Origin of the sequence: Alloacidobacterium dinghuense (assembly GCF_014274465.1) — a bacterium.
In the GTDB taxonomy this organism is placed as follows: domain Bacteria; phylum Acidobacteriota; class Terriglobia; order Terriglobales; family Acidobacteriaceae; genus Alloacidobacterium; species Alloacidobacterium dinghuense.
In genome coordinates this window covers 3,320,516-3,343,757 of the sequence record NZ_CP060394.1, presented here as the reverse complement: position 1 = coordinate 3,343,757, position 23,242 = coordinate 3,320,516, and the positions used below count along the sequence as shown (strand labels likewise).

21 protein-coding genes are annotated in these 23,242 nt (G+C 56.1%); 12 read left to right on the top strand and 9 right to left on the bottom strand.

All coding sequences use genetic code 11. The features are described from left to right. Window positions 1–10: 10 nt before the first annotated feature. Window positions 11–1,147, bottom strand: a complete 1,137-nt coding sequence (locus tag H7849_RS13730) for a glycoside hydrolase family 5 protein (protein WP_186739990.1) — start codon at window positions 1,145–1,147, stop codon at window positions 11–13. 118 nt (window positions 1,148–1,265) lie between these two features. Here H7849_RS13730 and H7849_RS13725 point away from each other — a divergent pair, with 118 nt between their 5' ends. After that, a complete protein-coding gene (locus H7849_RS13725) occupies window positions 1,266–1,805 on the top strand; it encodes an NUDIX domain-containing protein (protein WP_186739988.1) in 540 nt (179 codons plus the stop codon). A gap of 91 nt (window positions 1,806–1,896) precedes the next feature. Here the strand turns inward: H7849_RS13725 and H7849_RS13720 are convergent, their stop codons facing one another. Further along, window positions 1,897–3,012, bottom strand: coding sequence for a hypothetical protein (locus H7849_RS13720; RefSeq protein ID WP_186739986.1), 1,116 nt, complete (start codon window positions 3,010–3,012; stop codon window positions 1,897–1,899). Window positions 3,013–3,460: 448 nt separating this feature from the next. Between H7849_RS13720 and H7849_RS13715 the strand changes: the two genes are divergently transcribed. Continuing rightward, window positions 3,461–4,384, top strand: coding sequence for a hypothetical protein (locus H7849_RS13715; protein ID WP_186739984.1), 924 nt, complete (start codon window positions 3,461–3,463; stop codon window positions 4,382–4,384). Here the strand turns inward: H7849_RS13715 and H7849_RS13710 are convergent. The 4 genes from H7849_RS13710 to H7849_RS13695 all read right to left on the bottom strand — a co-directional run bounded on the left by H7849_RS13710 (window position 4,381) and on the right by H7849_RS13695 (window position 7,976). Next, entirely contained in the window at window positions 4,381–5,103 is a 723-nt protein-coding gene (locus H7849_RS13710) for a ZIP family metal transporter (protein WP_186739982.1), read from the bottom strand. The genes H7849_RS13715 and H7849_RS13710 overlap by 4 nt on opposite strands. Window positions 5,104–5,108: 5 nt before the next feature. Beyond that, window positions 5,109–6,188 carry a redox-regulated ATPase YchF gene (ychF, locus tag H7849_RS13705; RefSeq protein WP_186739980.1) on the bottom strand — a complete coding sequence of 360 codons (1,080 nt, stop codon included), beginning with the start codon at window positions 6,186–6,188 and terminating at the stop codon, window positions 5,109–5,111. Between the two features lie 442 nt (window positions 6,189–6,630). Next, on the bottom strand, window positions 6,631–7,101 hold the full coding sequence (locus H7849_RS13700) for a DUF4149 domain-containing protein (RefSeq protein WP_186739978.1): 471 nt from the start codon (window positions 7,099–7,101) through the stop codon (window positions 6,631–6,633). Window positions 7,102–7,103: 2 nt separating this feature from the next. Next, the gene (locus tag H7849_RS13695; RefSeq protein ID WP_251106258.1) at window positions 7,104–7,976 is read right to left on the bottom strand and encodes a zinc metalloprotease HtpX; all 873 of its coding nucleotides are present in this window, start codon (window positions 7,974–7,976) and stop codon (window positions 7,104–7,106) included. 260 nt (window positions 7,977–8,236) lie between these two features. Between H7849_RS13695 and H7849_RS13690 the strand changes: the two genes are divergently transcribed. Next, window positions 8,237–11,677, top strand: coding sequence for a TonB-dependent receptor (locus H7849_RS13690; protein WP_186739977.1), 3,441 nt, complete (start codon window positions 8,237–8,239; stop codon window positions 11,675–11,677). Between the two features lie 170 nt (window positions 11,678–11,847). Beyond that, entirely contained in the window at window positions 11,848–12,174 is a 327-nt protein-coding gene (locus H7849_RS13685) for a DUF5818 domain-containing protein (RefSeq protein WP_186739975.1), read from the top strand. Between the two features lie 54 nt (window positions 12,175–12,228). Here H7849_RS13685 and H7849_RS13680 read toward each other — a convergent pair whose 3' ends face one another. Next, window positions 12,229–12,735 carry an SET domain-containing protein gene (locus H7849_RS13680; RefSeq protein WP_186739973.1) on the bottom strand — a complete coding sequence of 169 codons (507 nt, stop codon included), beginning with the start codon at window positions 12,733–12,735 and terminating at the stop codon, window positions 12,229–12,231. Window positions 12,736–12,781: 46 nt separating this feature from the next. After that, window positions 12,782–13,690, bottom strand: coding sequence for a LysR family transcriptional regulator (locus H7849_RS13675; RefSeq protein WP_186739971.1), 909 nt, complete (start codon window positions 13,688–13,690; stop codon window positions 12,782–12,784). A 90-nt stretch (window positions 13,691–13,780) separates the two neighbouring features. On the opposite strand from H7849_RS13675, the gene H7849_RS13670 reads away from it, so the two are divergent. From H7849_RS13670 to H7849_RS13660, 3 genes are all read left to right on the top strand, one after another. Beyond that, complete coding sequence (locus H7849_RS13670; protein WP_186739970.1) at window positions 13,781–14,248, top strand: GNAT family N-acetyltransferase; 468 nt, start codon at window positions 13,781–13,783, stop codon at window positions 14,246–14,248. 68 nt (window positions 14,249–14,316) lie between these two features. After that, window positions 14,317–15,066 carry a tetratricopeptide repeat protein gene (locus tag H7849_RS13665; protein ID WP_186739968.1) on the top strand — a complete coding sequence of 250 codons (750 nt, stop codon included), beginning with the start codon at window positions 14,317–14,319 and terminating at the stop codon, window positions 15,064–15,066. Window positions 15,067–15,470: 404 nt separating this feature from the next. Continuing rightward, window positions 15,471–15,998 (top strand): DinB family protein, encoded by a 528-nt coding sequence (locus H7849_RS13660; protein ID WP_186739966.1) that lies wholly within the window; start codon window positions 15,471–15,473, stop codon window positions 15,996–15,998. Window positions 15,999–16,007: 9 nt separating this feature from the next. Here H7849_RS13660 and H7849_RS13655 read toward each other — a convergent pair whose 3' ends face one another. After that, window positions 16,008–16,865, bottom strand: a complete 858-nt coding sequence (locus tag H7849_RS13655) for a prepilin peptidase (RefSeq protein ID WP_186739964.1) — start codon at window positions 16,863–16,865, stop codon at window positions 16,008–16,010. Between the two features lie 15 nt (window positions 16,866–16,880). On the opposite strand from H7849_RS13655, the gene H7849_RS13650 reads away from it, so the two are divergent. Genes H7849_RS13650 through menC form a run of 5 tightly spaced genes read left to right on the top strand, consistent with a single transcriptional unit; the run spans window position 16,881 to window position 23,213 of the window. Further along, window positions 16,881–17,873, top strand: coding sequence for an oxygenase MpaB family protein (locus H7849_RS13650; RefSeq protein ID WP_186739962.1), 993 nt, complete (start codon window positions 16,881–16,883; stop codon window positions 17,871–17,873). Between the two features lie 47 nt (window positions 17,874–17,920). Next, the gene (locus H7849_RS13645) at window positions 17,921–20,344 is read left to right on the top strand and encodes an ABC transporter permease (RefSeq protein ID WP_186739960.1); all 2,424 of its coding nucleotides are present in this window, start codon (window positions 17,921–17,923) and stop codon (window positions 20,342–20,344) included. Window positions 20,345–20,379: 35 nt separating this feature from the next. Continuing rightward, window positions 20,380–21,225, top strand: a complete 846-nt coding sequence (mazG, locus tag H7849_RS13640; protein ID WP_186739958.1) for a nucleoside triphosphate pyrophosphohydrolase — start codon at window positions 20,380–20,382, stop codon at window positions 21,223–21,225. After that, a complete protein-coding gene (locus tag H7849_RS13635) occupies window positions 21,222–22,088 on the top strand; it encodes a GNAT family N-acetyltransferase (protein WP_186739956.1) in 867 nt (288 codons plus the stop codon). Before mazG ends, H7849_RS13635 begins: the two co-directional genes overlap by 4 nt. 3 nt (window positions 22,089–22,091) lie before the next feature. Continuing rightward, window positions 22,092–23,213: an o-succinylbenzoate synthase gene (menC, locus tag H7849_RS13630; protein ID WP_186739954.1), complete on the top strand. Its 1,122-nt coding sequence runs from the start codon at window positions 22,092–22,094 to the stop codon at window positions 23,211–23,213. Window positions 23,214–23,242: the final 29 nt, after the last annotated feature.

Below are 23,242 nucleotides of genomic sequence, written 5' to 3'. Positions count from 1 at the left end.
GACATAGTCTTTATGGCATTTTTAATCCGAGCGCGTTTACGATCGCCGGATCTGGAACGGCTTTGCCGTCTTTCTTGGTTACCACGCCGAAGTTTTCCTGATAGTCCCACATGGCCCAGCCGATCTTGTGGTTTTCGAACGCCACTCGCATGTCATGGACCCATTGCGCGCGCATGGCTGGGTCCACGTAATCGCGCAGGACTCCAAACTCTCCGCAATACACCGGAGCGTGGTGAAGATTGGACCACTTCTCGGCAAAGGCCAGCGTTGCGTCTACGCGCTGCGCGTCCCAGCGGTTGAGACCGTATTGCTCCACCCAGAACTGCCCTGCCAATGTGGGCTCCTGATTCACATTGGGCTGAACGGCTTCCGGTGTCGAAGGGTAGGGAACTGAACGCAGTGGCAGAACCTGCGAACTGGTCCATGTCGCTCCCTGATGCGTGAAAGGAAAAGGTTCGTAATCGTGGAAGGTGTAGATGACGTTGGCCAGGGCAATCGGTTCGAGCATCATCAGGTCTTCAAGCCCTGACCAGTGCGCACCAGCCGCGATGATGGTGTGGTTGGGCGCGGCCTGGCGAATCTGTTGGCCGACAAAACTTTCGATCCCCTGCCAGCGATATGGATCGTCCTGTTCGGGTTCGTTCATGATTTCGAAGAAGACGAGCTCAGGATCAGTTGATGCGAAGTGTTTCGCCAGAGCGCGCCAGAGTGCGGCAAAGTGTTCGACTCCTTCCGTTCCTCTCAGCAACTGCGCCTTGTAGCTGCTCTCGGGGTGAATGTCGATGATGACCGCCAGTTGCTGATCGAGCATGATCTTCACCGCTCGATCAAGCTCTGCTACAAACGGTGTTGTTTCTGGATCTCTCAACCAGGGAAGCAGCGGGTCAGCGTCGATGCTGACCCGGATGTGATCAAACCCGAGCTGGCGGATGAGCGCTATGTCATCACTCGTCGTGAAAGTGCGCAGGCGCTCCACCGAATAGTTGCCGGAAGACTGCGCGAACCAGATGCTTGCATTGATGCCGCGTTGCAAGTGCTGCGCTCGCTTAAAGGCGAGCATATCTTCCGCCGATGAGGTCAATCCGGCAATCACAAAATAGACAGCGAACGATAACGTTATCAGGCGCAGGGAAGATGTTCTTGGCATCTAAGTTCGTTCCTCTTTTGCGATGTGATTCAAGGATAACTGGTGCTGAAAATCATCGGTAAGAGAGTTGCCTTGCCTTGCGCATCACTTTCCGCATGGGAGAATACAGGTGAGCCCTATGAGCATCAAGACACTCGGCACCCGTGAGGTCTACCGCAATCCCTGGCTTCGTCTGCGCGAAGATGAAATTGAGCGCAGCAACGGCGCGCGCGGAATTTATGGCGTAGTCGATAAAGATGACTGCGCCGTGATCATTCCTATCGAAGGCGAGCGCATTTACCTGGTAGAGCAGTTTCGCTACACCATCCAACAACGCTGTCTTGAGCTACCACAGGGAGGATGGGAGACGGCGGACATCGATCCCGAAGAGCTTGCACGTGGAGAGTTGCGCGAGGAGACGGGATTTGATGCAGCCACCATGACCAATCTCGGCATGATGTATATCGCCTATGGGTTCGCCAACCAGAAGCAGTATGTATTCCTGGCGTCGGGCCTGACGCATGTAGGCACGGATTTCGATGCGGAAGAGCATGACCTGACTCTGCACTCTTTCACCATCGCTGAATTTGAAGAGATGCTGCTCGACGGCACCATTCGTGATTGCTGCACGCTGGCCGCGTGGGGACTCTACAAGGTGTGGAAAGAAAAACAGAAATAGAGCGCCGTGGCAGCGAGCCTGGGTCCAAGGAGCTTGTGGGGAGAAATTGAATATCAATAAGCGTTGAGGGTGTTAGAGCCAGTCGTCAGGATCACCACACCTTTGTTTCTTTGGGAACGTCACGCTCCGCACTCCCGTTTTCCAGCCAGCGATACATGTCGCGTATCGTCCGGTGAATTGCAGCCCACTCTGCGTCCACTCTATCCATCTTCTGCTCAAGATAGTCGCGCGATAGCTCGACGGAGTTTTCCTGGCTTCTAGCGCCAGGACGTTCCAGATGAGCGAATACACGCTTGTGCTGGCGCTGAAACCAATCTTCCAATTCCTTGCCGGTTTCTTCGATACGCTGCCAGCTGACGTTCAGAGCGATGAGCTGCTCGCGGAAGCCTGCTGCTGGAACAGAGCTTCGTTCCTGCGCCGGGGGTTGGGACATCCATGAGTGCGAAGGCATTGGCTGCGACGTCGCCATCGGTGTGGGAGCAGGTTGAGGCGTGAATTGCTGCGACATTACCGGTTCAGGTGTTGATGGTTGCGGTGGCGTCAGCGACTGGGCTGGTGCTGCAGGGGTCGTGCTGAGTTGGGCTGTCGAGGGTTGTGCGTCAAGATTCAAAATCGTCATATTCTCCATTCCAATGGCCTCATCTTTAATCTGCTCTTTTACTGCCTCGCTTTGTTTCTCGGGTGTCCTCTCAAGCCCCACTGCTGGCTGACTTATAGACGGTTGCATCGTAGAAGCCTGCATCGCGACAGGCTGACTTACGACAGGTTGATTCACAACAGAAGCAACCGCGGGCGCTTCTTCCTTGACCTCGGCATCGCGATTCGTTGTGACCGGGGGAGAATAATCCTGCAGCCCAAGAATCGTGCGGGAGAAATGAGCGCTGGAAATCGGCTCCTCTCCGTCTCCGTGCGCATGATCCTGAAGCCAGGTATGCCACCGATTCCAGAGAACAATTGGCACAGCGACCGAAATTCCTACGGCGAACAGATCAGACACTGATCCCGTTGCGGCGTTGGCCACCCGGCTATGTGTTCCCACTCTGTAAAGGAGAGCGCAGCCAATTAGCGCGCCGCTGAATCCCGCCATCCAGGCCACGTCCTGACGGCTCCATTCCGATCTGTGTTGGTACTTTTCAGCAGCTACCCACAGAAGACCGGCAACACCCAGGGCGCCGAATGCGCCCAGAATCAGCCATGTAGTATGCATCTGCAACCGTACCTCGCTTCCGATTGAGAAAAGGTAACGCGCGAATGATTCATCAGAATATTGGCTGCTTGTGTCCGGTGTAAGAGGAATGCCCAAAAATCGGCAGAGTAAAAGCGACATCCCAGCGCTTCCTGCCCACAGGGACGCGCAGCACGCTGTCAATGACGCGATTCGCTTGTTCATTCTTTAGGCAGAATCTCCCGGACCTCTGTTTTCGTGTAGTTATGCCCGAATCTTATCCAGTCGTAATCTAAAAAAGACAAAATTGTTGAAACGACCTTATTCTTTGGGCACCAACTAGTTAACAGCGTGGGAAAAATCCCGTAGCTGATCGCTCGTAATATCTGCAGAGTATTTCAGGAGTATCCGGTAAGGATGATTGGAAGCGAGGATTGTAACTAGATTGATTCCCCAGCCCATCATAACTCCCACTCTTTGAGGAACTACTATGCGTAAGTCTTCACCTTCGCCTCGCGCCAGCTTCTGGCTTGTGCTGGCTATGTTCGGCATGCTGGCAGTTCCGGCGGCTATCACGCTACATACAGTCCGTGCTTCCTCGCAGAATCCCACGCCGCACGGTTATACGGTAAGTCTACTCCTCTTTATCCTTCCCATTGCCGTAATCGCATTCTGGTTCATTCCGCAGGAGGGCATCCAGGTATCGAAGAAAGCTTTCGGGTGGACTATTGCTTTGCTCTTCCCTCTGGGAGCTTTACTCGACTTTTTCTTTGCGCAGTATTTTTTCTATTTTCCCAATGTCCGAGCTACTCTCGGCATCAAGGCTCCAGCGCTCGGCGGTGGTGTGCCGGTTGAAGAGTATCTCTTCTACCTCACTGGATTTCTAGCGGTACTTCTCTTGTATATCTGGCTGGATGAATACTGGCTGGCTGCTTACTCTATTCCAAACGATGATGAGAATCGGATTAGCTTCGTTCGCCTTCTGGAGTTTCATCCGCAGTCGGTTGTGCTTGGCATCTTCCTGATCCTGGCCGCGATTCTCTACAAGAAAAACTACGGTGGCCCCGGCTTTCCTGGATATTTCACATTTCTGGTACTCGGTGCATTGTTGCCGTCGTATATGTTTTTGCCTACTGCGCGGCCCGTGATTAACTGGCGCGCTGTTAGCCTCGTCATGTTCATGATCGTGCTCATCAGTCTTCTCTGGGAAGTGACTCTAGCGCTTCCGTATGGGTGGTGGAACTTCCGCGACGAACAGATGATCGGAATTCGCGTTACCGCATGGTCGCAACTACCGCTTGAGGAGGTATTTGTGTGGGTGACGGTTACGTATGCGACGGTGATCGTCTATGAAATTCTCAAGCGCTGGAAATCTTCCGGAAGAAAGCTAATCAATGCGTTGATGGGCCGCTAAACTGTTGGCAGCAACAAACGAAAGAGCAGGAATAGCAGCACTCCGGCAAAGAAGACCAGAGCCATGCGGATGCCTGGTTCACGGTTCACCTCGGGAACCAGATCGGTAGCCGCAACATATATGGCGACGCCTGCGGAAAGTGGCAGACCTGCCTGAACCCACGAAGGCAAAACACTGATCACAAGGACACCGAGCAGTGTCGCTGTTGCCAGTACGGATGCAGCGATCACGGCTGTCTTGCCGCTGCGTCCCGAGGCCATCATTATGGAGGCTACGGTGAAACCCTCGGGGACCTTATGCAGAAAGATGGCGATAAAAATGAGCCACCCCAGCCATGCTGACAGCACAAAACCCGAAGCAATGGCTACGCCGTCGAAAAGTGCGTGCACTGCCAGTCCACCGAGTACCGAATAGCTCGTGCGCGCGGAAACAAATTCATCGTGGTGCGTCTCTTCCCCGAAATGAAAATGGGGAACGATCGTGTGCTCCAGCAGATGGACTGAGCAGTATCCAGCCAGGACCAGCACCGGCGCCCATTTTGGCGAAAAGCGCAGGCTCTCGGGAAGCATTTCGAGAAATGCGACCGCCAGCATAAAGCCTGCGCCCATTGCCACCGAGTAACGGAGATAGCGCTTTTCCCAGTTCGCGCGCACGAGTAGAAGGCCACCGAAGACGTCGGCGACTGCAGCGGCTGCGCCAAGAACAAGAGCCAGAAGCATCTGTATCAGCCGCTGTGACGAATGTGCATCACGTCGCCGTCCTGCACCTGGTAGTCCTTACCCTCAAGCCGGAGCGTGCCCTGTGCTCGCGCCGCGGCCTCTGATCCGGCAGCCAGCAACGTGTCCCAATGAATTGTTTCCGCACGGATGAAGTGCTTTTCGAGATCGGAATGAATCGCGCCCGCGGCCTCCTGCGCGCGGGAGTTTACTGGAACGGTCCAGGCACGGCACTCATCTTCGCCCACAGTAAAGAAACTGATTAGCCCAAGCAATTCATAGCTTTTGCGGATGAGGCGGCGCAGCCCGCTTTCTGTCAGCCCATACGAACCGAGAAATTCAGCTGCTTCTTCATCATCCATCTCGGCGAGTTCGGCCTCCACTTTGCCGCAGAATGCTGTTGCTCCCGCATTCGGTCGCGTGGCCGCCTCTTCAATCTTGTATTTCGCCGCAGCCAGTTCGAGATCTTTGCCGAGCGTCGTGCTTTCCGAAAGGTTGAGAGCATACAGAATGGGTTTTTGCGAGAGAAACATGAAGCCGCGAATCAGCTTCTTCTCTTCCGCCGACATTTCCAACTCACGCAGAGGCTTTTCCTGTTCAAGCGCCTCCTTTGCACGTAATAAAAGCGCATTCTCCTTTTCGAGATCCGGAGTTCGCATCTTCTTCAGATCTTTTTGTAAGCGCTCGAGCCGCTTTTCAATCTGGGTGAGATCAGAAACCATCAGGTCGAACTCGACACTCTTAATGTCGCGTAAGGGGTCGATCTCACCGACATGAGGAATGGAGTCGTCTTCAAAAGCACGCAGGACGTGAATGAGAGCATCTACGTTGCGCAGGTTCGTGAGAAAGGACGTCTCTTTGAGCGCCTCCTGCCCGATGGCGGCAACGTCGGCGTACTCCACTGTCGCATAGATGGTTTTCTTAGGATTGTAGAGCGCGGCCAGCTTTTCCAGCCGATCGTCGGGCACCTTGGCAATGCCCAGATGGGCTTCGCGCGAGTAGCCGCGGTCTTCGACCTTTGCTTTCGTCAAAATCTTGAACAGAGAGGTCTTGCCCACCTGAGGCAGACCGATAATGCCAGTTTTCATGCTTGTCCTAGAGTGAAATCAGGAATGATGCCAATTCTCCATCATACCTGTTGTTGCGGTTTTGAACGGGTCTGCGGAACTCACTAATGAGCCACAACATACAGCGAAATGTGAAATGACAGGCCACCCTGCCCGTGATTTTTCCTATCTCATTACCGTACGCGTTCCGAATTCATCGGAAAGGAGCACGTCAATGACGGATCAAAAATCATCAGGCGACTGCGGTAACGAGAGTATGCGTCGTGATGAGCAAGGCATTACACAAGAGAAGCCTTCGCATATGAATCAGGGGAATCAGGCTTTTCGTCCTGACCAGCAGAAGAGCCAATCGCCTAGCGATCGGCGTGGAGATCAGAGAGGCGGACAGGAGAACGAGGAGCGGTCTCGCAAGGCTTCATAATTCACTTCGACATGAGAGGAGGGACTCAAATTTGAGTCCCTCTTAATCACGCGCTACAAGCGCCACGAGAACGATCCCAGCCAGCAACACGCCCTCTTCGACGTGCTCCGACACAGCATGCAGCTTGTTGAAGGCGACTCGATTCGGGTCGTTCGCAGAGACGGCGTCAATCGCGCCTCCCGCAGCGAGCCGGAAGCCTTCCATCCTGGGGATGATCCAGTATTGTGAGAAAGCCGTCAGCACCAGCATGATCAGTGCAAAGAGTAGTGGCAGCGTCACGCTCCGGGCATAGGCACGGAAGCGGGCTGCCGCCAGCAGCAGAATGATCAGCATTGCGCCGGAGAACAGTCCTTCATAGTGAAGAACCAAAAGACATTTGCGCACGACCGTTCCAGCGACGTGCGTATCTGCGATCGAAGAGAAGGCTGAGGCGGCGACTACAGGAAAGAACATTACGCCGCCAAGCCAGAGAACAATCAGCAGCAGGATCAGAGCGCGCAGTAGAGTCTTCATCTCTAGTTTTGTGCTCCATAGACACTCGACCGCCCGATCAGCCGCTCAATCCGTTTCGGAATCGGCGGATGCGTAGCGAAAAGACTGGCAAAATCACGACCGCTTAACAGGGGCTGAACGATGAAGAGATGAGCATTCGAAGGCGAAGCCTGCAGCGGTAGCCGCTTGGAATATGCGTCCAGTTTTTCCAAGGCACTGGCCAACGCATAGGGATTCCCTGTAATGTGCGCACCCGTTGCGTCAGCTTCGTACTCGCGCGAGCGGGAAATCGCCAGCTGAATGAGCGTTGCTGCAATCGGCGCGAGGATGAGCATCAGAAGCGCGCCGAAACCGCCTCCGCGATCGCGATCACGGCCTTCGCCGCCATATCCGCCGAAGAGTGCTGCCCAATACCCCATGCGAGCGAGCATGGTGATGGCGCCTGCGAGAGTCGCGGCGATGGAACTGGTCAAAATGTCGCGATTGCGGACGTGTCCCAGTTCATGAGCAAGCACGCCCTCCAGCTCATCATCGTTGAGAAGATTCAGAATGCCCTGCGTGACGGCGACCGAGGCATGCTGTGGATTCCGTCCCGTTGCGAACGCATTTGGCGAATCGGAAGGGATGACGTAGATCTTTGGCATTGGCAGCCCAATGCGCTGGGTCATGCGCTCCACCACCTGATACACGCGGGGGAGCTCCTCGCGGCTGACGGGCTGAGCCCTATACATAGTCAGCGCCAGCTTGTCCGAATAGAAATAGCTGAAGAAATTTATGCCGGCAGCAATGGCAAACGCCAGAATCATGCCATTGCGCCCGCCATAATGTTCCCCTAGAAGCACGAGGCAGAGGGTCAGTGCAGTGAGGAGCAGTGCAGTCTTAAAAGTATTCATCATTGCGGCCCTCCATGATAGATCGACCGCAAATTTATTGTTTCACGAAGGAATAACGAGATGAAATAGTGCCTCAATTGAGCAATCTACAGTTTTTTGTAGATCCGCCTTTAGTTTTGCGGATAGGATATAACTTATTATTAAACAATGAATTACAATTTAGTAACTATTAAGGCCAGATTAATGGCTTGACTTTTGTAGAAGATACGGATTCGAGGAAATTAACTCCTCTGACGGTATGAAAATTGCTGTGCCAATGGCTCATGAGCAATCTGCGTTTAAGAAATACAGCTTTTCAAAGCTTGGGACGGATCACCGTTCTGAGCTTTTTCTTCCTGGGCATGTGGTTGTTTGCGCACACCGCGTACTCGCAGTCGTTAACCTCGGGTGATATTGCTGGCACAGTCACTGACCCCAGTGGCGCAAATGTGGCTAACGCCAGCGTCTATGTGAAGAGTCTGGACACTGGTCAGGCTCAGACCGTGGCTACGAATGGTGCCGGCACGTACCGCGTTTCCCTGCTGAAGCCAGGGAAGTATTCGCTCACGGTAACGGCCCCTGGATTCGAAACTGCCTCAGTCAATGTGGACGTTAGCGCGGGTATTGTTGTTCCTGCCGATATTAAGCTCACGATCGGATCTGGCACGCAGACAATCGAGGTTTCTGAGACCGAGCCTCTGCTTCACACAGATAGCGCAGATATCAGCACTACGTTCACGATGCAGCAGGTGCAGAGCCTTCCCAACCCTGGCAATGATCTTACCTTCGTGGCCCAGACTGCTCCGGGCGTGGTCATGAATACCACGACCCCGTCAAACGGGACCTCCTTTGGGTACGGAAACTTCTCGGTTTTCGGTCTGCCTGCGACATCGAATACTTTTACCGTGAATGGCGGCTACGAGAACGATCCGTTCCTCAACCTGAACAATTCGGGCGCCACCAACCTGCTACTTGGCAACAACGACGTTGCGCAGGTTTCGGTTGTGAATAACCCATACAGCGCGCAATACGGTGGTCTGGCTGGATCGCAGGTGAATGAAATCACTCGCTCCGGCACGAATTCCTTCCACGGCAATGCAAATTATTGGTGGAACGGTCGCATCATGAATGCGAACGACTACTTCCGTAACCAGACGAAGGACATCACTCCTCGCACCTTTGACAACGTGAATCAATGGGCTGCTGGTGTGGGCGGTCCGATCATAAAAGATCGACTTTTCTTCTTTGTCAATACTGAAGGACTCCGCGTCGTGATTCCGGTTACTGGTACAGCGGGAGCGCCGAGCCAGGCGTTCGAAAACGCAGTGCTCAGCCCAACGCCCATTTGCCCCATGCCGACGGACCCGAAAGCTCCGGTGCCCGCTTGCGCGAATCCGAACTTGCCGAATGGCAACCTTGCGTATAACGGGAATTCAGCTCAGGTTCCTTATTACCAGCAACTCTTCAGCGTATGGAATGGCGCAAAAAATTATGCGTCGGCCGTACCCAGCGCCGGAGACCCGAATGCAGTTGTCTTTCCCTACTCGGTCACTAACTTTACGCACGAGTGGCTGTTGACTGCCCGTGTTGACTACCGTCTCTCCGATAAGGACACATTGTTTGGGCATTTCGAAGCGGATCACGGATTACAGGCCACTTACACGGATCCTCTCAACCCAATCTTCAACGCAGACAGCATTCAACCCCAGTATCAAGGTCAGCTGAACGAAACTCACATTTTCAGCCCGAAAATTGCCAACCAGTTCGTTTTCGCTGATATCTACTACAGCGCCATCTTCACCAACCAGAACCTGAAACAGGCCAACGCACTTGTGCCAGGCACCATGATCTTCCTCAGCGGCTCGGCATTCAACTCCCTCGGTGGCGATGATCTCGTCTGGCCGCAGGGACGCAATGTAAATGGTTACCAGCTTATTGATGACCTGAGCATCAATCATGGGAAGCACACTGTGAAGTTCGGCTGGAGCATTCGTCGCGATAATGTGACCGACTACAGCCCACAGGTTTATACCTCCCCGGAGCAGCTCTTTGTGGAGCCGGACTTCGCAGCTGGAAATACTTCTCTTTACTTTCAGCAATTTCCAACTCGCCTGACACAGCCGGTGTCTCTCTACAACATGGGCTGGTATGCGCAGGATGAATGGAAGATAAAACCAAACCTGCAACTGACGTTTGCTCTCCGCATGGAGCACAACTCCAACCCGGTATGCCACACTAGCTGCTTCGCCACACTCAATGGACCGTTTGAATCCTTGAGCACGGATACATCAACCCCATATAACAGCATGATCAAGACCGGCCAGTACGCGGCCTTCCCTGATTTCGCGAAGATCGGCTGGCAACCGCGCTTCGGCTTCACCTGGTCACCCGCCGGGCCGGACACGAAAACCGTCGTTCGTGGCGGCTTCGGTATGTTTAGCGATGTATTCCCGGCCACGATCGCTGACAGCATCCTGAACAATTCGCCAACGAACAACGGCTTTACTTTGTACGGTCCGGGGTTCGGAGGCTCGAATATTCTGACTGATCCATCCCAGGCGGGCAGTGCAGCTCAGACAGCGGCAGCCTCTAACGTGGCGTTCCTCGGTGCCTATCCGAATGGTGGCAGCTTCAAATCTTTGAGCGCTTCGGTTCCGGGATTTGCTGCTCCGAGCTTTACAACCCCGCTGAGCAAGATATATTACCCAACCTACGAAGAATGGAGTCTTGGTATCGATCGCCAGCTCGACAAGGCTACAGCTCTAACCGTTATGTACGTTGGCGATCGTGGCTATCACGAGCCTGTACAGAACAATGGAGTGAATTCGTTCCAGGCGGCTGGTCCAACGGTGATTGCCGGCTATCCTCAAGCTCCCGCGAATAATTCGTACTCTACAGTGACCGAAGTGGGTAACGGGGCGTCGTCGAATTACAACGGACTGATTGCCTCGGTCGTTCGCAGGTCCAAAATGCTGACACTGCAGGCAAACTACACCTACAGCCATGCTATGGACGAGATCTCCAATGGCGGTATTCTTGGTTTCTCGGCGGGCAAGAGTCTCATCTATCCCATCAATCCGTTCAACCTTCGCTACAACTATGGGAACTCTGACTACGATTCTCGCCACAACATTACGGCTGGTTATGTCTTTACTATGCCGTACTATCGTGGACCGCGAGCCCTGACCGACGGCTGGGAGTTGAGCGGGACCGTCTTCCACCACACCGGCTTCCCGTTCACCGTTGCCGACGGCAATATGTTGCTGGGTAACGGAGGAGTGAACATCGGCGGCACGAGTCAGTTCCCGGCCGCCCAGATCAACGGGATCCAGTCATGCGGTGGGAGCCACGTTTTCAACAACGCTACTGGCGGCGGGAATGCTTGCGCAATTACCCAAGCCAGCGGCAACTATACCAATCCCACCGGCTTCGGCCAGCAGGGGCGCAATCAGGTATTCGGACCAGCCTACACCGATACCGATTTAGCAGTTGTCAAGGGCTTCGCTGTTCCGCACTGGGAATCGGCAAAGCTGAAGGTGGGTGCACAGTTCTTCAATCTGTTCAACCACCCGAACTTTGCCAATCCGACCGCCGACATTGCGAACACAACGTTCAACGGCTTGATTACGAGCACTGTAAACACTCCGACCAGCATTCTGGGATCGGGGCTCGGTGGTGATGCTTCTCCTCGGCTTATCCAGCTGAAGGCAACCTTCAGCTTCTAATTTCAACCACGACACTCGATAACGGCGGAGGCTCAGGCCTCCGCCGTTGTTTTTCCTGCCTAGGAGCATACCGTCTTTTATTCGGATCAAAAGCAGGAATTTTGTCTCTAGCAAGGCGCATGCTTGCCGTGGGATGATTCTGTTTCCAAAACGTTTATGGAGGGTCGACGATGCAATTCAAATCCCTTGCGGTTGCAGGCTTCCTGGCACTTGCTGTGACTGGCCTGTCAGCCCAGTCCGCTACCACCATCAATGGCTATATTAGCGAGGCGCAGTGCGGCGCTTCCCATAGTTCCCCCAGCGCCGACAATACCAAATGCGTCAAGGGCTGCATCAAACGAGGCGCAGCACCGGTGCTGGTGAGCGATGGCAAGGTCTACAAGCTGAAAGGCGAAGAGGAGGCCGTCAAGAATCTGGCAGGAGAAAATGTGACCGTAACTGGAACCGTTGACGGCGATACCATTACAGTTTCGTCGGTCGCGGCCCAGAAGTCCTAACCATTCTCTTCTGTTACTTCCATACCATCAGACCGGTCTCCCGTCTGCGGGAGTCTATGTGTGTTTGGCTCGGTTGGAATGGTTGGGAGACGCTCCGTTCTTTCCATTCAGCGCGTTTTTCCTCGCCAATCGTTTGGCGGCGCGTGCTCGCTTCTTGACTTCATCCTCTGAGTACATTGTCTTGCGGCAATTTGCCGTGCCGCAGTTGCACGTAGCTTCATCGTCTTCGCCATCGTAAAGGCAGTAATCATACGTCAGCTCTTCGCCGGCTGCGATGTTGCGGATGGCCGTGATCCATACGCGACCGCGAATCTCATCGGTTTCGCAGTTCGGATCGCAGGAGTGATTGATAAACATCGCGGTGCCGTGGCCGTCGATGACCTGCGAACCATCTCCCAGGCCGAAGAGATAGGTTGTGGGTGAATTCTGATACTTCTCGTCGGCTTCGTCTTTGCTGATGCGCGGTCCGGTGTATTCGATGACGCGCGTGCCTTTCTTGATGGGAGCAGTCGTATAGCAACCGGCTGCGTGGATGGCAGAGGAACGGATAATCAGGCTCATGACAAAAGGATTCGAGCCGAGTATATCTCACTTGGCGATAAGAGTTTTACGCAGGCTGGCGGCGAAATGTTTTCCTTGCCAGCGAAAGAAACGTCTCTTCAAGTTCGGTGAGAGTCTCGGCGCGATACGCAAGTTCCAGGTGGCTGAAGACCTTCGAGTTTCGCAGCTTGATGCAACGCACTTCCTGATCGGCGATTCTCTCCACGCATGCCGGAGCGATCGTTACCCCCAGGCCTGTGCCGACGAGTCGTAGAATCGTGAGCCAATGCGGAGCTTCCTGCACAATCTTCGGTCGAAAACCTCCCTGCTGGCATAGACGCATCACCTTGTCCCATGCGTTGTGGCCGACCTCGGGTGAGAAGAGAACGAAGGGCTCGCTGCGTAATTCGTCCATACGAATGGACATCCTTGATGCCAGCGGATGCCGCGCAGAAACTACGGCGATATACGGTTCCGGCAGCAGAATTTCTGTCTGGAGCGTCTCTTCCTCGCCGGCATCACGGGTGAATCCGAGGTCTGCCGTTCCGTCGCGAAGAGCGCGCAGCAAGGCGCTGGTATAGAACTCGCGCAGGCGCAACTCCACCTCGGGAAAGCGGTTGCGGTATTCGCTGAGCATCTTCGGCAACACGGTCAGCATGGCTGAGGCGATAAATCCGACGGTGAGCGTGCCGACTTCGCCGCGTCCGATGCGGCGCGTGTTGTGTATGTCTTCGGCTACCTTGCGGAGCGTTTGTTGGGCGCGCTTCAGCAGTTCTTCGCCTGCGGCTGTCAGCCGCACGTTGCGCGAAGTACGCAGCAAGAGCGGATGCCCGACGGCCTCTTCCAGTTTGCGAATCTGCTGCGAAAGGGGAGGCTGGGCAATGTGCAATCGCTGCGCCGCGCGGCCGAAGTGCAATTCCTCGGCTACGGCAACAAAATACCGGAGGTGGCGCAGTTCAATGTCAGCAATATCCATAGCGTCTGAATGGAGACAAACAATATATTGGACATCTTATTCGCCCTATAGCTAGATAACAATATAAGGAGCGACCGAATGCAGGCCCTCATGCAAATTACCTTTCGTCAGTTCCTCCCGGGCGATGGTGAAACCTTTCGCAGGCTGAACGAGCAGTGGATCGCGAAGTATTTCGAGATCGAGGAAAAAGACCGGCTCACGCTCAATGATCCGGTGAAGTACATTCTTCGTCCTGGCGGGCATATTTATTTCGCCACATTGGACGACGAGATCGTTGGCTGCTGCGCGCTCATCGCCACCGGGGCCAATTCCTATGAAGTGGCGAAGATGGCGGTGGATGAGTCGGTTCGCAACCACGGCATCGGTAAAGCGCTCCTCGCGCATGTGGTCGCAGAGGCGCGAGAGCTAGGTGCGCGAAAGCTTACGCTGGAAACGAACAGCAAGCTGATGAATGCGATTCACGTTTATGAATCGCTCGGATTTAAGCACATCGATCCTTGGCGGGTTGAGCCGTCGCCATATAAGCGAGCCGATGTTTTTATGGAGCGCCATCTCTAAGATCCGATCGCAGATTTTCAAATCCTTTTGGCTCCGCATCGCGTCTACAGTTAAAGGATAGGAATTTCATGCGGCGGTTGGTTTCAGTTCCGGTTCTTGCTCTAGTTCTCTCTGTTCCGGGGGCATTTGCCCAGCAACAGCAGTCTTCCTCCGATCCCTACGCTTCGCCTCCGCCGCCACCGCAGGCTCCTTCCACGCAGCCGGACAAAGGCTGCAGCGGCCAGGCGACCCGTGGGGATAAAGGTCCGTGGAAGGCGAGCAGCACCTGTCCACCGGCAAGCGATTCGAGCAAAGACGCTCCCGCCTTGCAGCCAGCGCAAAATTCCGCGCAGCAGCCGAAGAAGTCGACGGCAGACGACAATCCGTTTCCTGAGGATATTTCAGAGAAGGCGGCTGCAGATGCCAAGGCACGCGACTCCGAAGCTGCGAAGCCGGCTCCTGCTGCAACCGGCGAAAGCTCGAGCCGGGATAAGCTCGACAACCTTGATCTTGAGGGCGATCGCGACACCCGGATTGCCGATGGCGCCGGTGGAGTCGTTCACAACCCAAAGCTGGCGGCGGACGATGTGCACGTCGGGCAGTTCTATCTGAACCGCGAAGACTACAAAGGCGCGTACGCCCGCTTCAAGGAGGCGACGCTGGCTGACCCTGAGAATCCCGAGGCGGTCTTTTATCTGGCGGAAGCGGCGCGTCGTATGAACCATCGGGACGAGGCGGTGACCAATTACCAACTTTATCTGGCGGCGCTGCCGGATGGTCCCAAGGCAAAAGAAGCGCATAAGGCGCTTCGGGATCTGAGTGCTTCGGCAAAGCACTAGCTGCGGCTAGCACCCCCCCATATTTTTGCTAAATTCCTCCAAACAAAGGTAGTTGGATTGGTGGGGAATTACCAGCTATCTGGCGGAGATGCTGGATGGTCCGAGGCAAAGGAAGCACACAAGAGCTTCGAGGACTGACTGCTTCGGCGAAGCCTAACTGGCCGATACCCTCCCCTATATTTTTTCCAAATTATTCCAAACAAAGACGGTTAGAGGTAAGCTCGCGTGACTGGCTAGCAAGAATGTCGATTCCGATAGCGGCTTTTGGCCCCTACTACTATGATATCCAACTGGGTCGAAAATCACGCCAGTAGTCGTTCTGACAATTATCTTTTGGAATGAGGCGGTTTCGGGCTGGTTTTTCGATTCCAGGCTTGACAGGGTGGGGAAGGTGTCCAAGATCGATGCATCCGACATTTGAATCCGTGCAGCAGGCATATGCCGAGGCGCTTGGGGGCGTCAGCGCGGCGAAGGCGCAGATTCGCCCCGACGCCGATCCCGGGAAGTGGTGCGCGCAGGAAGTGATCGAGCATCTGATTCTCACTTACCGGAGCACCGCCGAAGTGCTTGAGGAGCGCTTGCGGAAAGGACGGCCTACTCTGGCTCCGCTCCTGCCCGCGCATGAATCGAGTTGGCGTGCGACCATCATGGCGGGAAGATTTCCCGGGGGCGGCAAGGCGCCGGACCGGGTGCGGCCGGGGCAGTTACAGCTGGGCGAGCTTTCGGGTCTGCAACTGGCAGCGAAGTTCAAGCTTGAACTGGCAAGAGTGGATGGCCTGCTCGATGAGTGCGCGGAGAAGTTCGGCTCGCAGCCAATGGCTTCGCACTTTGCTTTTGGCCCGCTTACAGCGGATCAGTGGCGCGAATTTCATGCCGTGCATGCGCGGCATCACTTGACGCAGCTGTCACGGATTCTGTCCAGTGTCCATTAAAGCTTGATGTTAGCGAAAAAACTGCAAGTACCACTTCAAGATCGGCTGGCCCTGAAATACGGCATAGATGGCGGCGGCGCAGAGGAACGAACCAAACGGCAACTGTAGAGTTCTCATGCTCCCGCCTTTCTTCAACGATATCCAGAACAGTCCAAAAATCGCAGCAGCAACCATGGCCAGAAAGAATGCAAGCAGGGTCTGCCATGGTCCTAACCACGCTGCGATCATGGCCATAAGTTTCGCGTCTCCCAGTCCCATGCCTTCCTGTTTGCGCACGAGCCAATAGGCGCTTCGGATGAGGAGAATAAGACCGGCGGCTGCAACGGCGCTGACAACGGCGAGGACTGCCGCGCGCCAGCCTCCGCGTATTGCGGAATAAACGATGCCAAGTGCGATTCCGGGCACGGTGAAGGCGTTGGAAAGGAACAGGGACTCGGCATCCATGACTGCCAGCCCCAAGAGCAGGAAGCAGAGTACAACCATACCTGCGCCTTCGAGTGTCAAGTTGAAGGTAAGGTACGTCAGGAGAAATAGCGCTGCGGCGGCCAGTTCGACGAGCGGATACCGGAGCGGAATACGCGAATTGCAATGGCGGCAATGGCCGCCGAGCAGAATCCAGCCGACGAGTGGAAGATTGTCCCGGATCCAGATCGATTCTCCGCACTCGGGACACCGCGATGGCGGGTGGACGATGGATTGATGCTTCGGCAGGCGCGAGATGCAGACGTTCAAGAAGCTGCCGAAGCTGAGTCCGAAAAGTACGGAGAAGATGGCGACCACGATCACTGGACGAAGTATAGAGCCTCCTGCTTTCGCGCTCGGAACTGTGACAGGGCTGCTAAGCTGGTTAGTTCGCGAAGAGGGCATGGCATCCAAGTAGACATGATCACGGGAAGCGCATCGCCGCAGTTCGTGTCACGGAACAATCTGGAAGAAGTGCTTTCCGAACTGGAGAGACTGCCGGGCGAGCCTCGTTCTGGCTTCTTCGGTCCGGATTCGGTGATCTGGCGGGTGGATCGGGAGTCTGTGCTCTTTCTCGGAGCCGGGCGCGCAGCTCTGCTGCAGTTGGCGCATCCGTGGGTTGCGGCTTCACTCATGCAGCACTCGAATTTCAGGAACGATGCGCTTGCGCGGTTTCATTCTACGTTCAGTGTGGTCTACACCGTACTGTTCGGCACTCGCGCGCAGGCGATCGCTGCCTCACGGCAGCTTTACCGTCGCCATAGCGGAATCCGCGGCGAGCTGTCTCATGCTATTGGCGCACATCCGCGTGGCGAGCATTATGAGGCCAATGAGGCCAGCGCTCTGCAGTGGGTTTACGCGACGCTGGTGGAAGGCGCGGTTTTGGCTCACGACCTAGTGCTAACGCCGCTGACTCCGGCTGAGCGCGAGCAGTACTACGCGGAGAGCAAACGGATGGCGGCGCTCTTCGGTGTGCCGGTGAATGCGCTGCCTAGAGACTGGTCGGCGTTCGTTCGGTACACGACGGAGATGATGGAGTCGCCTGTACTGGGAGTCGATGACGACGCGCGCATGCTGGGGGAGAGTGTTCTCTCGGGAGTGGGTACGTGGGTTCGTCCCCCGCGCTGGTATCGGGCACTGACAGCTTTCTGGATGCCTCCGAGGTTACGAAGTGGGTTTGGGTTGTCGTTCGGTGCGCGCGAGGAAGAATCGGTGCGGCGCGCTGCTCGCCGATTGCGACTGCTGTATCCGCGCATTCCGCGCGCGGTTCGATTTGTTGGGCCATTTCACGAGGCTGAGGCACGGCTTCGGGGGCGTTCGCCGGGGTTCGTGGCGCGCGGGAGCAACCGCTTCTTAATGGGGAAGCCGCGGCTGCTTTATTCGGAACTGGCTGACCAGGACTACGCGAGCTGATTGCCCGGAACCTATAATCTGAGGATCATGCTGGTAATCTGAGCATCATGCTGGCTCTTCTTCGCGATCTTCGTTTCAGTCTGCGCGTGCTGTTCAAGAATCCGGGATTCGCTTTGGCGGCGATCCTGATTCTCGCTCTCGGAATTGGCGCGAATACGGCGATGTTCACGGTGGCGAGCGCGCTTTTGCTGCGGCCATTTCCTTATCACGACCCGCAGCAACTGGTGAGCGTGGAATCGAAGGACAAAACGGCGGAGCGCGGCGGCACACTGCTGCGCTATGAGCTGCTGCGCGATCGCAGTCAATCTTTTCAGTCAGTCGCTGCGTGGACGAATGACACTTTCGATCTGACGGGGCATGGCGAGCCGATGCAGGTGCCGGTGGCCCGCGTGTCGCCGAGCTTTTTTCCTATGCTGGGAGTGCGGCCGCAGCTTGGTCGCGTGTTCAGCGATGCGGAAGGTCGGCCCGAAGGCGAGCACGTCGTGATGCTCAGTGATGCGCTCTGGCGCAGCCGGTTTGGCGGCGATCCAAATATTGTGGGGCGGACGGTGACGCTGGATACGGCGCCGCATACGGTGGTTGGTATTCTTCCGGCTGACGCGCAGTTTCCTTTCATCGGGCAGGCGGATGTCTGGACCCCACGCTACTTTGAGCTGACGCTGATGACTCCGCAGCGGCTGCGCTCGGGGGTGGGATATCTCAGCTTTCTGGCGCGGCTGCGGTCCGGAACCACGGTGGCGCAGGCTCAGTCAGAGCTGGCGGTTCTGAATGAACAGTACAGGCAGCAAAATCCTACGGCGCCCGATGCCGATCCAGCTGTGATGATGATGGCCAGCCCATTGCGCGATCTGGTGGTGGCGAATGTGCGTGGCCGAATACTGATGCTTTCCGCCGCGGTTGCCGTGGTGCTATTGATTGCGTGCGCGAATGTGGCCAGCCTGCTGCTCTCCCGCGCGCTGTCCCGGCGACGGGAAATCGCAGTCCGCACTGCGATGGGCGCGAGCCGAGGTGTGATTGTGCGGCAGCTGCTGACGGAGAGTATCCTGCTGGCGCTTTTCGCTGGTGTGCTGGGAGTGGGACTTGGCTGGGCTGCGACGCGGGCAATGGCGACTCTATCGGCGAGCCAATTGCCGCAGGGCATGCCAATCACGATGGATTTGCGCGTGCTGCTGTTTGCTGTCGGGGTATCGCTGTTAACCGGAGCGGGTTTCGGTATTTTTCCGGCGTTGCAGCTGGCACGGGCTGACCTGAACACGACGTTGCGCGAGGAAGGACTGAGCGCGTCGGCTGGCCGCGAGCGGGCGCGAGTGCGCAGTCTTCTCGTCGTGGGTCAGGTGGCGCTTTCGCTCTTGCTGCTCATTGGTGCTGGGTTGCTGCTGCGCAGCTTTGCGCGATTACTGCGTGTCGATCCGGGGTTTGATGCGCATAGCGTACTCACCATGAATGTTTCACTTCCCACGGTGAAATATGCAAAGCCGGAGCAGCAGATTGCTTTCTTTGACGAGGTGTTGCGGCGCGTGTCGGCGCTGCCGGGCGTGCGCAGCGCGGCGATTTCAGCGGCGTTGCCGTTGAGCTCGAAGCGCATTACGCCGATGTTGCCGCAAGGCCAGGCGGAAGTGCCGCTGGCGCAGCGGCCTTTTCTTGACATCGAAGCAGTGAGCCCGCAGTGGTTCGATACGATGCGGGTTCCTTTGCGCGGTGGCCGCTGGTTTATCGCAGCGGACGATGCGCAGGCACCCAAGGTTATTGTCGTGAACGAGACGTTTGCGCGGCGCTTCTGGCCGGGTGAGAATCCGCTGGGCAAGCGAGTCATCATTGGCCGCGCGACCGTAGGGGCTGAAGTGGTCGGCGTGGCAGGTGACGTCAAGAACCAGGGGCTGGCGGAAGAGACACAAGCGCAGGTCTATGTTCCGTTTCCGCAGTTGCCGTGGGGAAACATGAATTTGCTGGTGAGAACGGATGTGCCTCCGCAGGGGATGGCTTCGGCGGTGCAGAAACAGATTGCTGCCGTTGATGCGGACCAGCCGGTGACCAGCATTCAGACGGTCGACGAGTTGATGGATAGCTCGCGCTCGCAGCCGCACTTCACCATGATGCTGCTGGCTGCGTTCTCGGTGGGGGCCTTTGCGCTGGCGATCATCGGGATTTATGGCGTGCTGGCGTATTCGGTTGCGCAGCGGCGGCATGAGATGGCGATTCGCCTTGCGCTCGGGGCAGAACGGGGCGACATTTTACGGCTGGTGGTCGGTCAGGGGCTTTGGCTGTCGGTTGTTGGAATTGGGATTGGGCTGCTTGCCGCGATTCTGATGACGCGGTTGATGTCGGACATGCTGTATGACGTGAGCGCTCGCGACCTTATGACATTCATACTGGCGCCGGTGATTTTTCTTGGCGTTGCGCTGCTGGCCAGCTATGTTCCGGCACGGCGGGCAACGAAACTGAATCCGGTAGAGGCGCTCAGGCAGAGCTGAGAGCGGTCGTGGTGCATCATTTAAAGTAAAGCTGTATGCCCACACAGCAATTTGCCGAGGCAGTTGCCATTATGGCCAGGCTGCGGGCGCCGGGTGGATGTCCCTGGGACCGCGAGCAAACCTTCGATTCGATCCGCAAATACACGCTGGAGGAAACGTACGAGGTCTTTGACGCGATTGAGCGGCGGGATTGGGCTGATCTGAGAGAAGAGCTGGGCGATCTGCTGCTGCAAGTGCTTTTCTACTCGGAGATGGCGGCGGAGGCAGGCGACTTCACCATCTCGGATGTGATCGAGGGGCTGAACCGGAAGCTGATTCGCCGGCATCCTCATGTTTTTGGCGATGAAGCTGCGGCAGCTGCGGGCAATGTTGCCCAAGGGCTGGAGACGAATGGGATCGATGCAATACAGGTTCTCCGCAACTGGGAGCAGATCAAGCAGCTGGAGAAGAATGCTCAAGTAAAAGATGAGGAAGTAGCGGGTCGGCTGGATGCCGTGCCTCGGGCGCTCCCGGCGCTTGCTGAAGCGACGAAGCTAGGTTCGAAGGCGGCCAAGGCGGGATTCGACTGGCCGGATGTGCGCGGGCTCTTTGACAAGCTGCAGGAAGAGATTGGCGAGTTGGAGGCGGAGTTAGCTGAGCCGGAGAAGCACAATGCATCTGCGGTCGCCTCGGAGGTGGGGGATTTGTTGTTTACGGCGGTCAATCTGGCGCGGCATCTGCATGTCGACCCAGAATTTGCCCTGCGAGAGACGAACGCCAAGTTTCGCCGGCGGTTCGCTGCCATGGAAGCGGCCAGCGTTACGCCGCTCGAACAGCTTGCACCCGAGGCTCTGGAAAACCTGTGGAATGGCGCCAAAGAGCAGGAGCGCAGCGCGAAATGAGCACGACCTTTGTTACTCCGCAGGCGCGCACGGTGCTGATTCGCGCCTGCCAGGGATTTGAGGAACTGGATGCCTGCGTGCAAGTGCAGGTGGATGTCTGGGGCTATTCCGACGGTGATGTGATCCCGCGACGGGTGTTCACCGTGACCCAAAAAATTGGCGGCCAGGTGCTGGCGGCATTCGATGTAAGTGACGGAACTGACGACACTTCGGAGAATCTGGTGGGCTTTGCCATGGCTCTTCCAGCCGTTCGGCCTCAAAGTGGTCCTGGGGCCACTCCGGAACCGTACCTGCATTCGCACATGCTGGCAGTGCGGCCGGAATTTCGCAATGCCGGAATCGGTCGCCGGCTGAAGCTGGCGCAGCGGGAAGATGCTCTTGCCAAGGGATTCCAATTGATGGAATGGACTTTTGATCCGCTGGAGATCAAGAATTCTTTCCTAAATATCCACAGGCTTGGCGCCATAGTCCGCAGATATACATCGAACTTTTATGGTGTATCCTCATCTCGTCTGCAAGGAGGATTGCCTACAGACCGTTTGCATGCCGAGTGGTGGATGCAGTCGGAGCGCGTCGAGGCAATCTTGTCTGACGCTCCCACCGTGAAACCCAATACTGAGCAGGCGAATCAAATAGTAACAATTCAGGAAACGATCACGGTTCCGCACGAGATCGGCAAGTGGAAGTCGTCGGTTGAAAATCAGGACCGAGCGCTTGCTGTGCAATCGGAAAACCGCCAGCGGTTTGAGAAAGCGTTTGCGCGCGGCCTCGCGGTGATCGACTTCAGGACGGATGCAGAAGGCAACGGAATTTTTGGACTCGGGCACTGGCAGGAGCCAGTGTTTTCAATACCAAGAGATTGATGCATGAAAATTGACGCCATCGTTCTTCGAGAGATCCGCATGCCGCTGGTGCAGCCTTTTCAGACCAGCTTTGGAATAACCACCGAACGCCGCATTATGCTCGTCGAGATCAAGGCGGAGGGTTTCACCGGCTGGGGAGAGTGCGTTGCCGGGGAACATCCTTATTTCAGCGACGAGACCATCGACACCGCCTGGCTGGTGTCAGCGCAGGAACTTGCGCCGGCGTTAGCGAGCGCCGACCCGGAGCACGCCGGGAAGTGTCCAAACATTTTCGGACAGGTGCGCGGACATCGCATGGCCAAGGCGGCGCTGGAAAATGCGGTTTGGGATCTGGAAGCGCAGATGCGCGATCTTGCGCTGGCTGAATTGCTTGGCGGCATTCGCGAGGTAATCCCCTGCGGCGTTTCGATCGGTATTCAGCCGACGCTCGAAAAGCAGCTTTCCGAGATTGAAAAAGAAGTAGCAGCGGGATATAAGCGCATCAAGCTGAAGTGCAAACCGGGATGGGATGCGAGAGTGTTCGATGCGGTGCGGAAACGCTGGCCCGACATCATGCTCAGCTGCGATGCAAACTCGGCCTACCGGATGAACGACATCGAGCATCTGGTGAGTTTTGATGAGTTTAATTTGCTGATGATCGAGCAGCCGCTGTGGTCCGATGATTTTTATTTTCACTCATTGCTGCAGAAGCGGCTTAACACGGCGATCTGTTTGGATGAGTCGATTCGTAACCGGCGCGACGCACTGGCGGCGATCGAGATGGAATCCTGCCGCATCATCAATATTAAGAATGGGCGCGTTGGTGGCTTCAGCGAGGCGATTGCTGTTCACAACGCGGCGCAGGAGCGGGGCATTCCCGTCTGGTGCGGAGGGATGCTCGAAACCGGGATTGGGCGCTCGCATAATATTGCGCTTTCGTCGCTTGAGAACTTCTCGCTGCCCGGAGATGTGTCGGCCTCTAAACGCTACTGGAAGCAGGACATTATCGAGCCGGAGGTGGTGGTTTCTTCAGAGGGCGAGATTACGGTTCCGCAGAGCGCGGGGCGTGGTTTTGAGGTCCGTGAGGACTTGGTCAGGGAACTCACCGTTCGCAAGGAAGAGATTCGCGCCCTGGCGTTTGCCTGATACTCCACCATGCGAACACCGCGCATAGC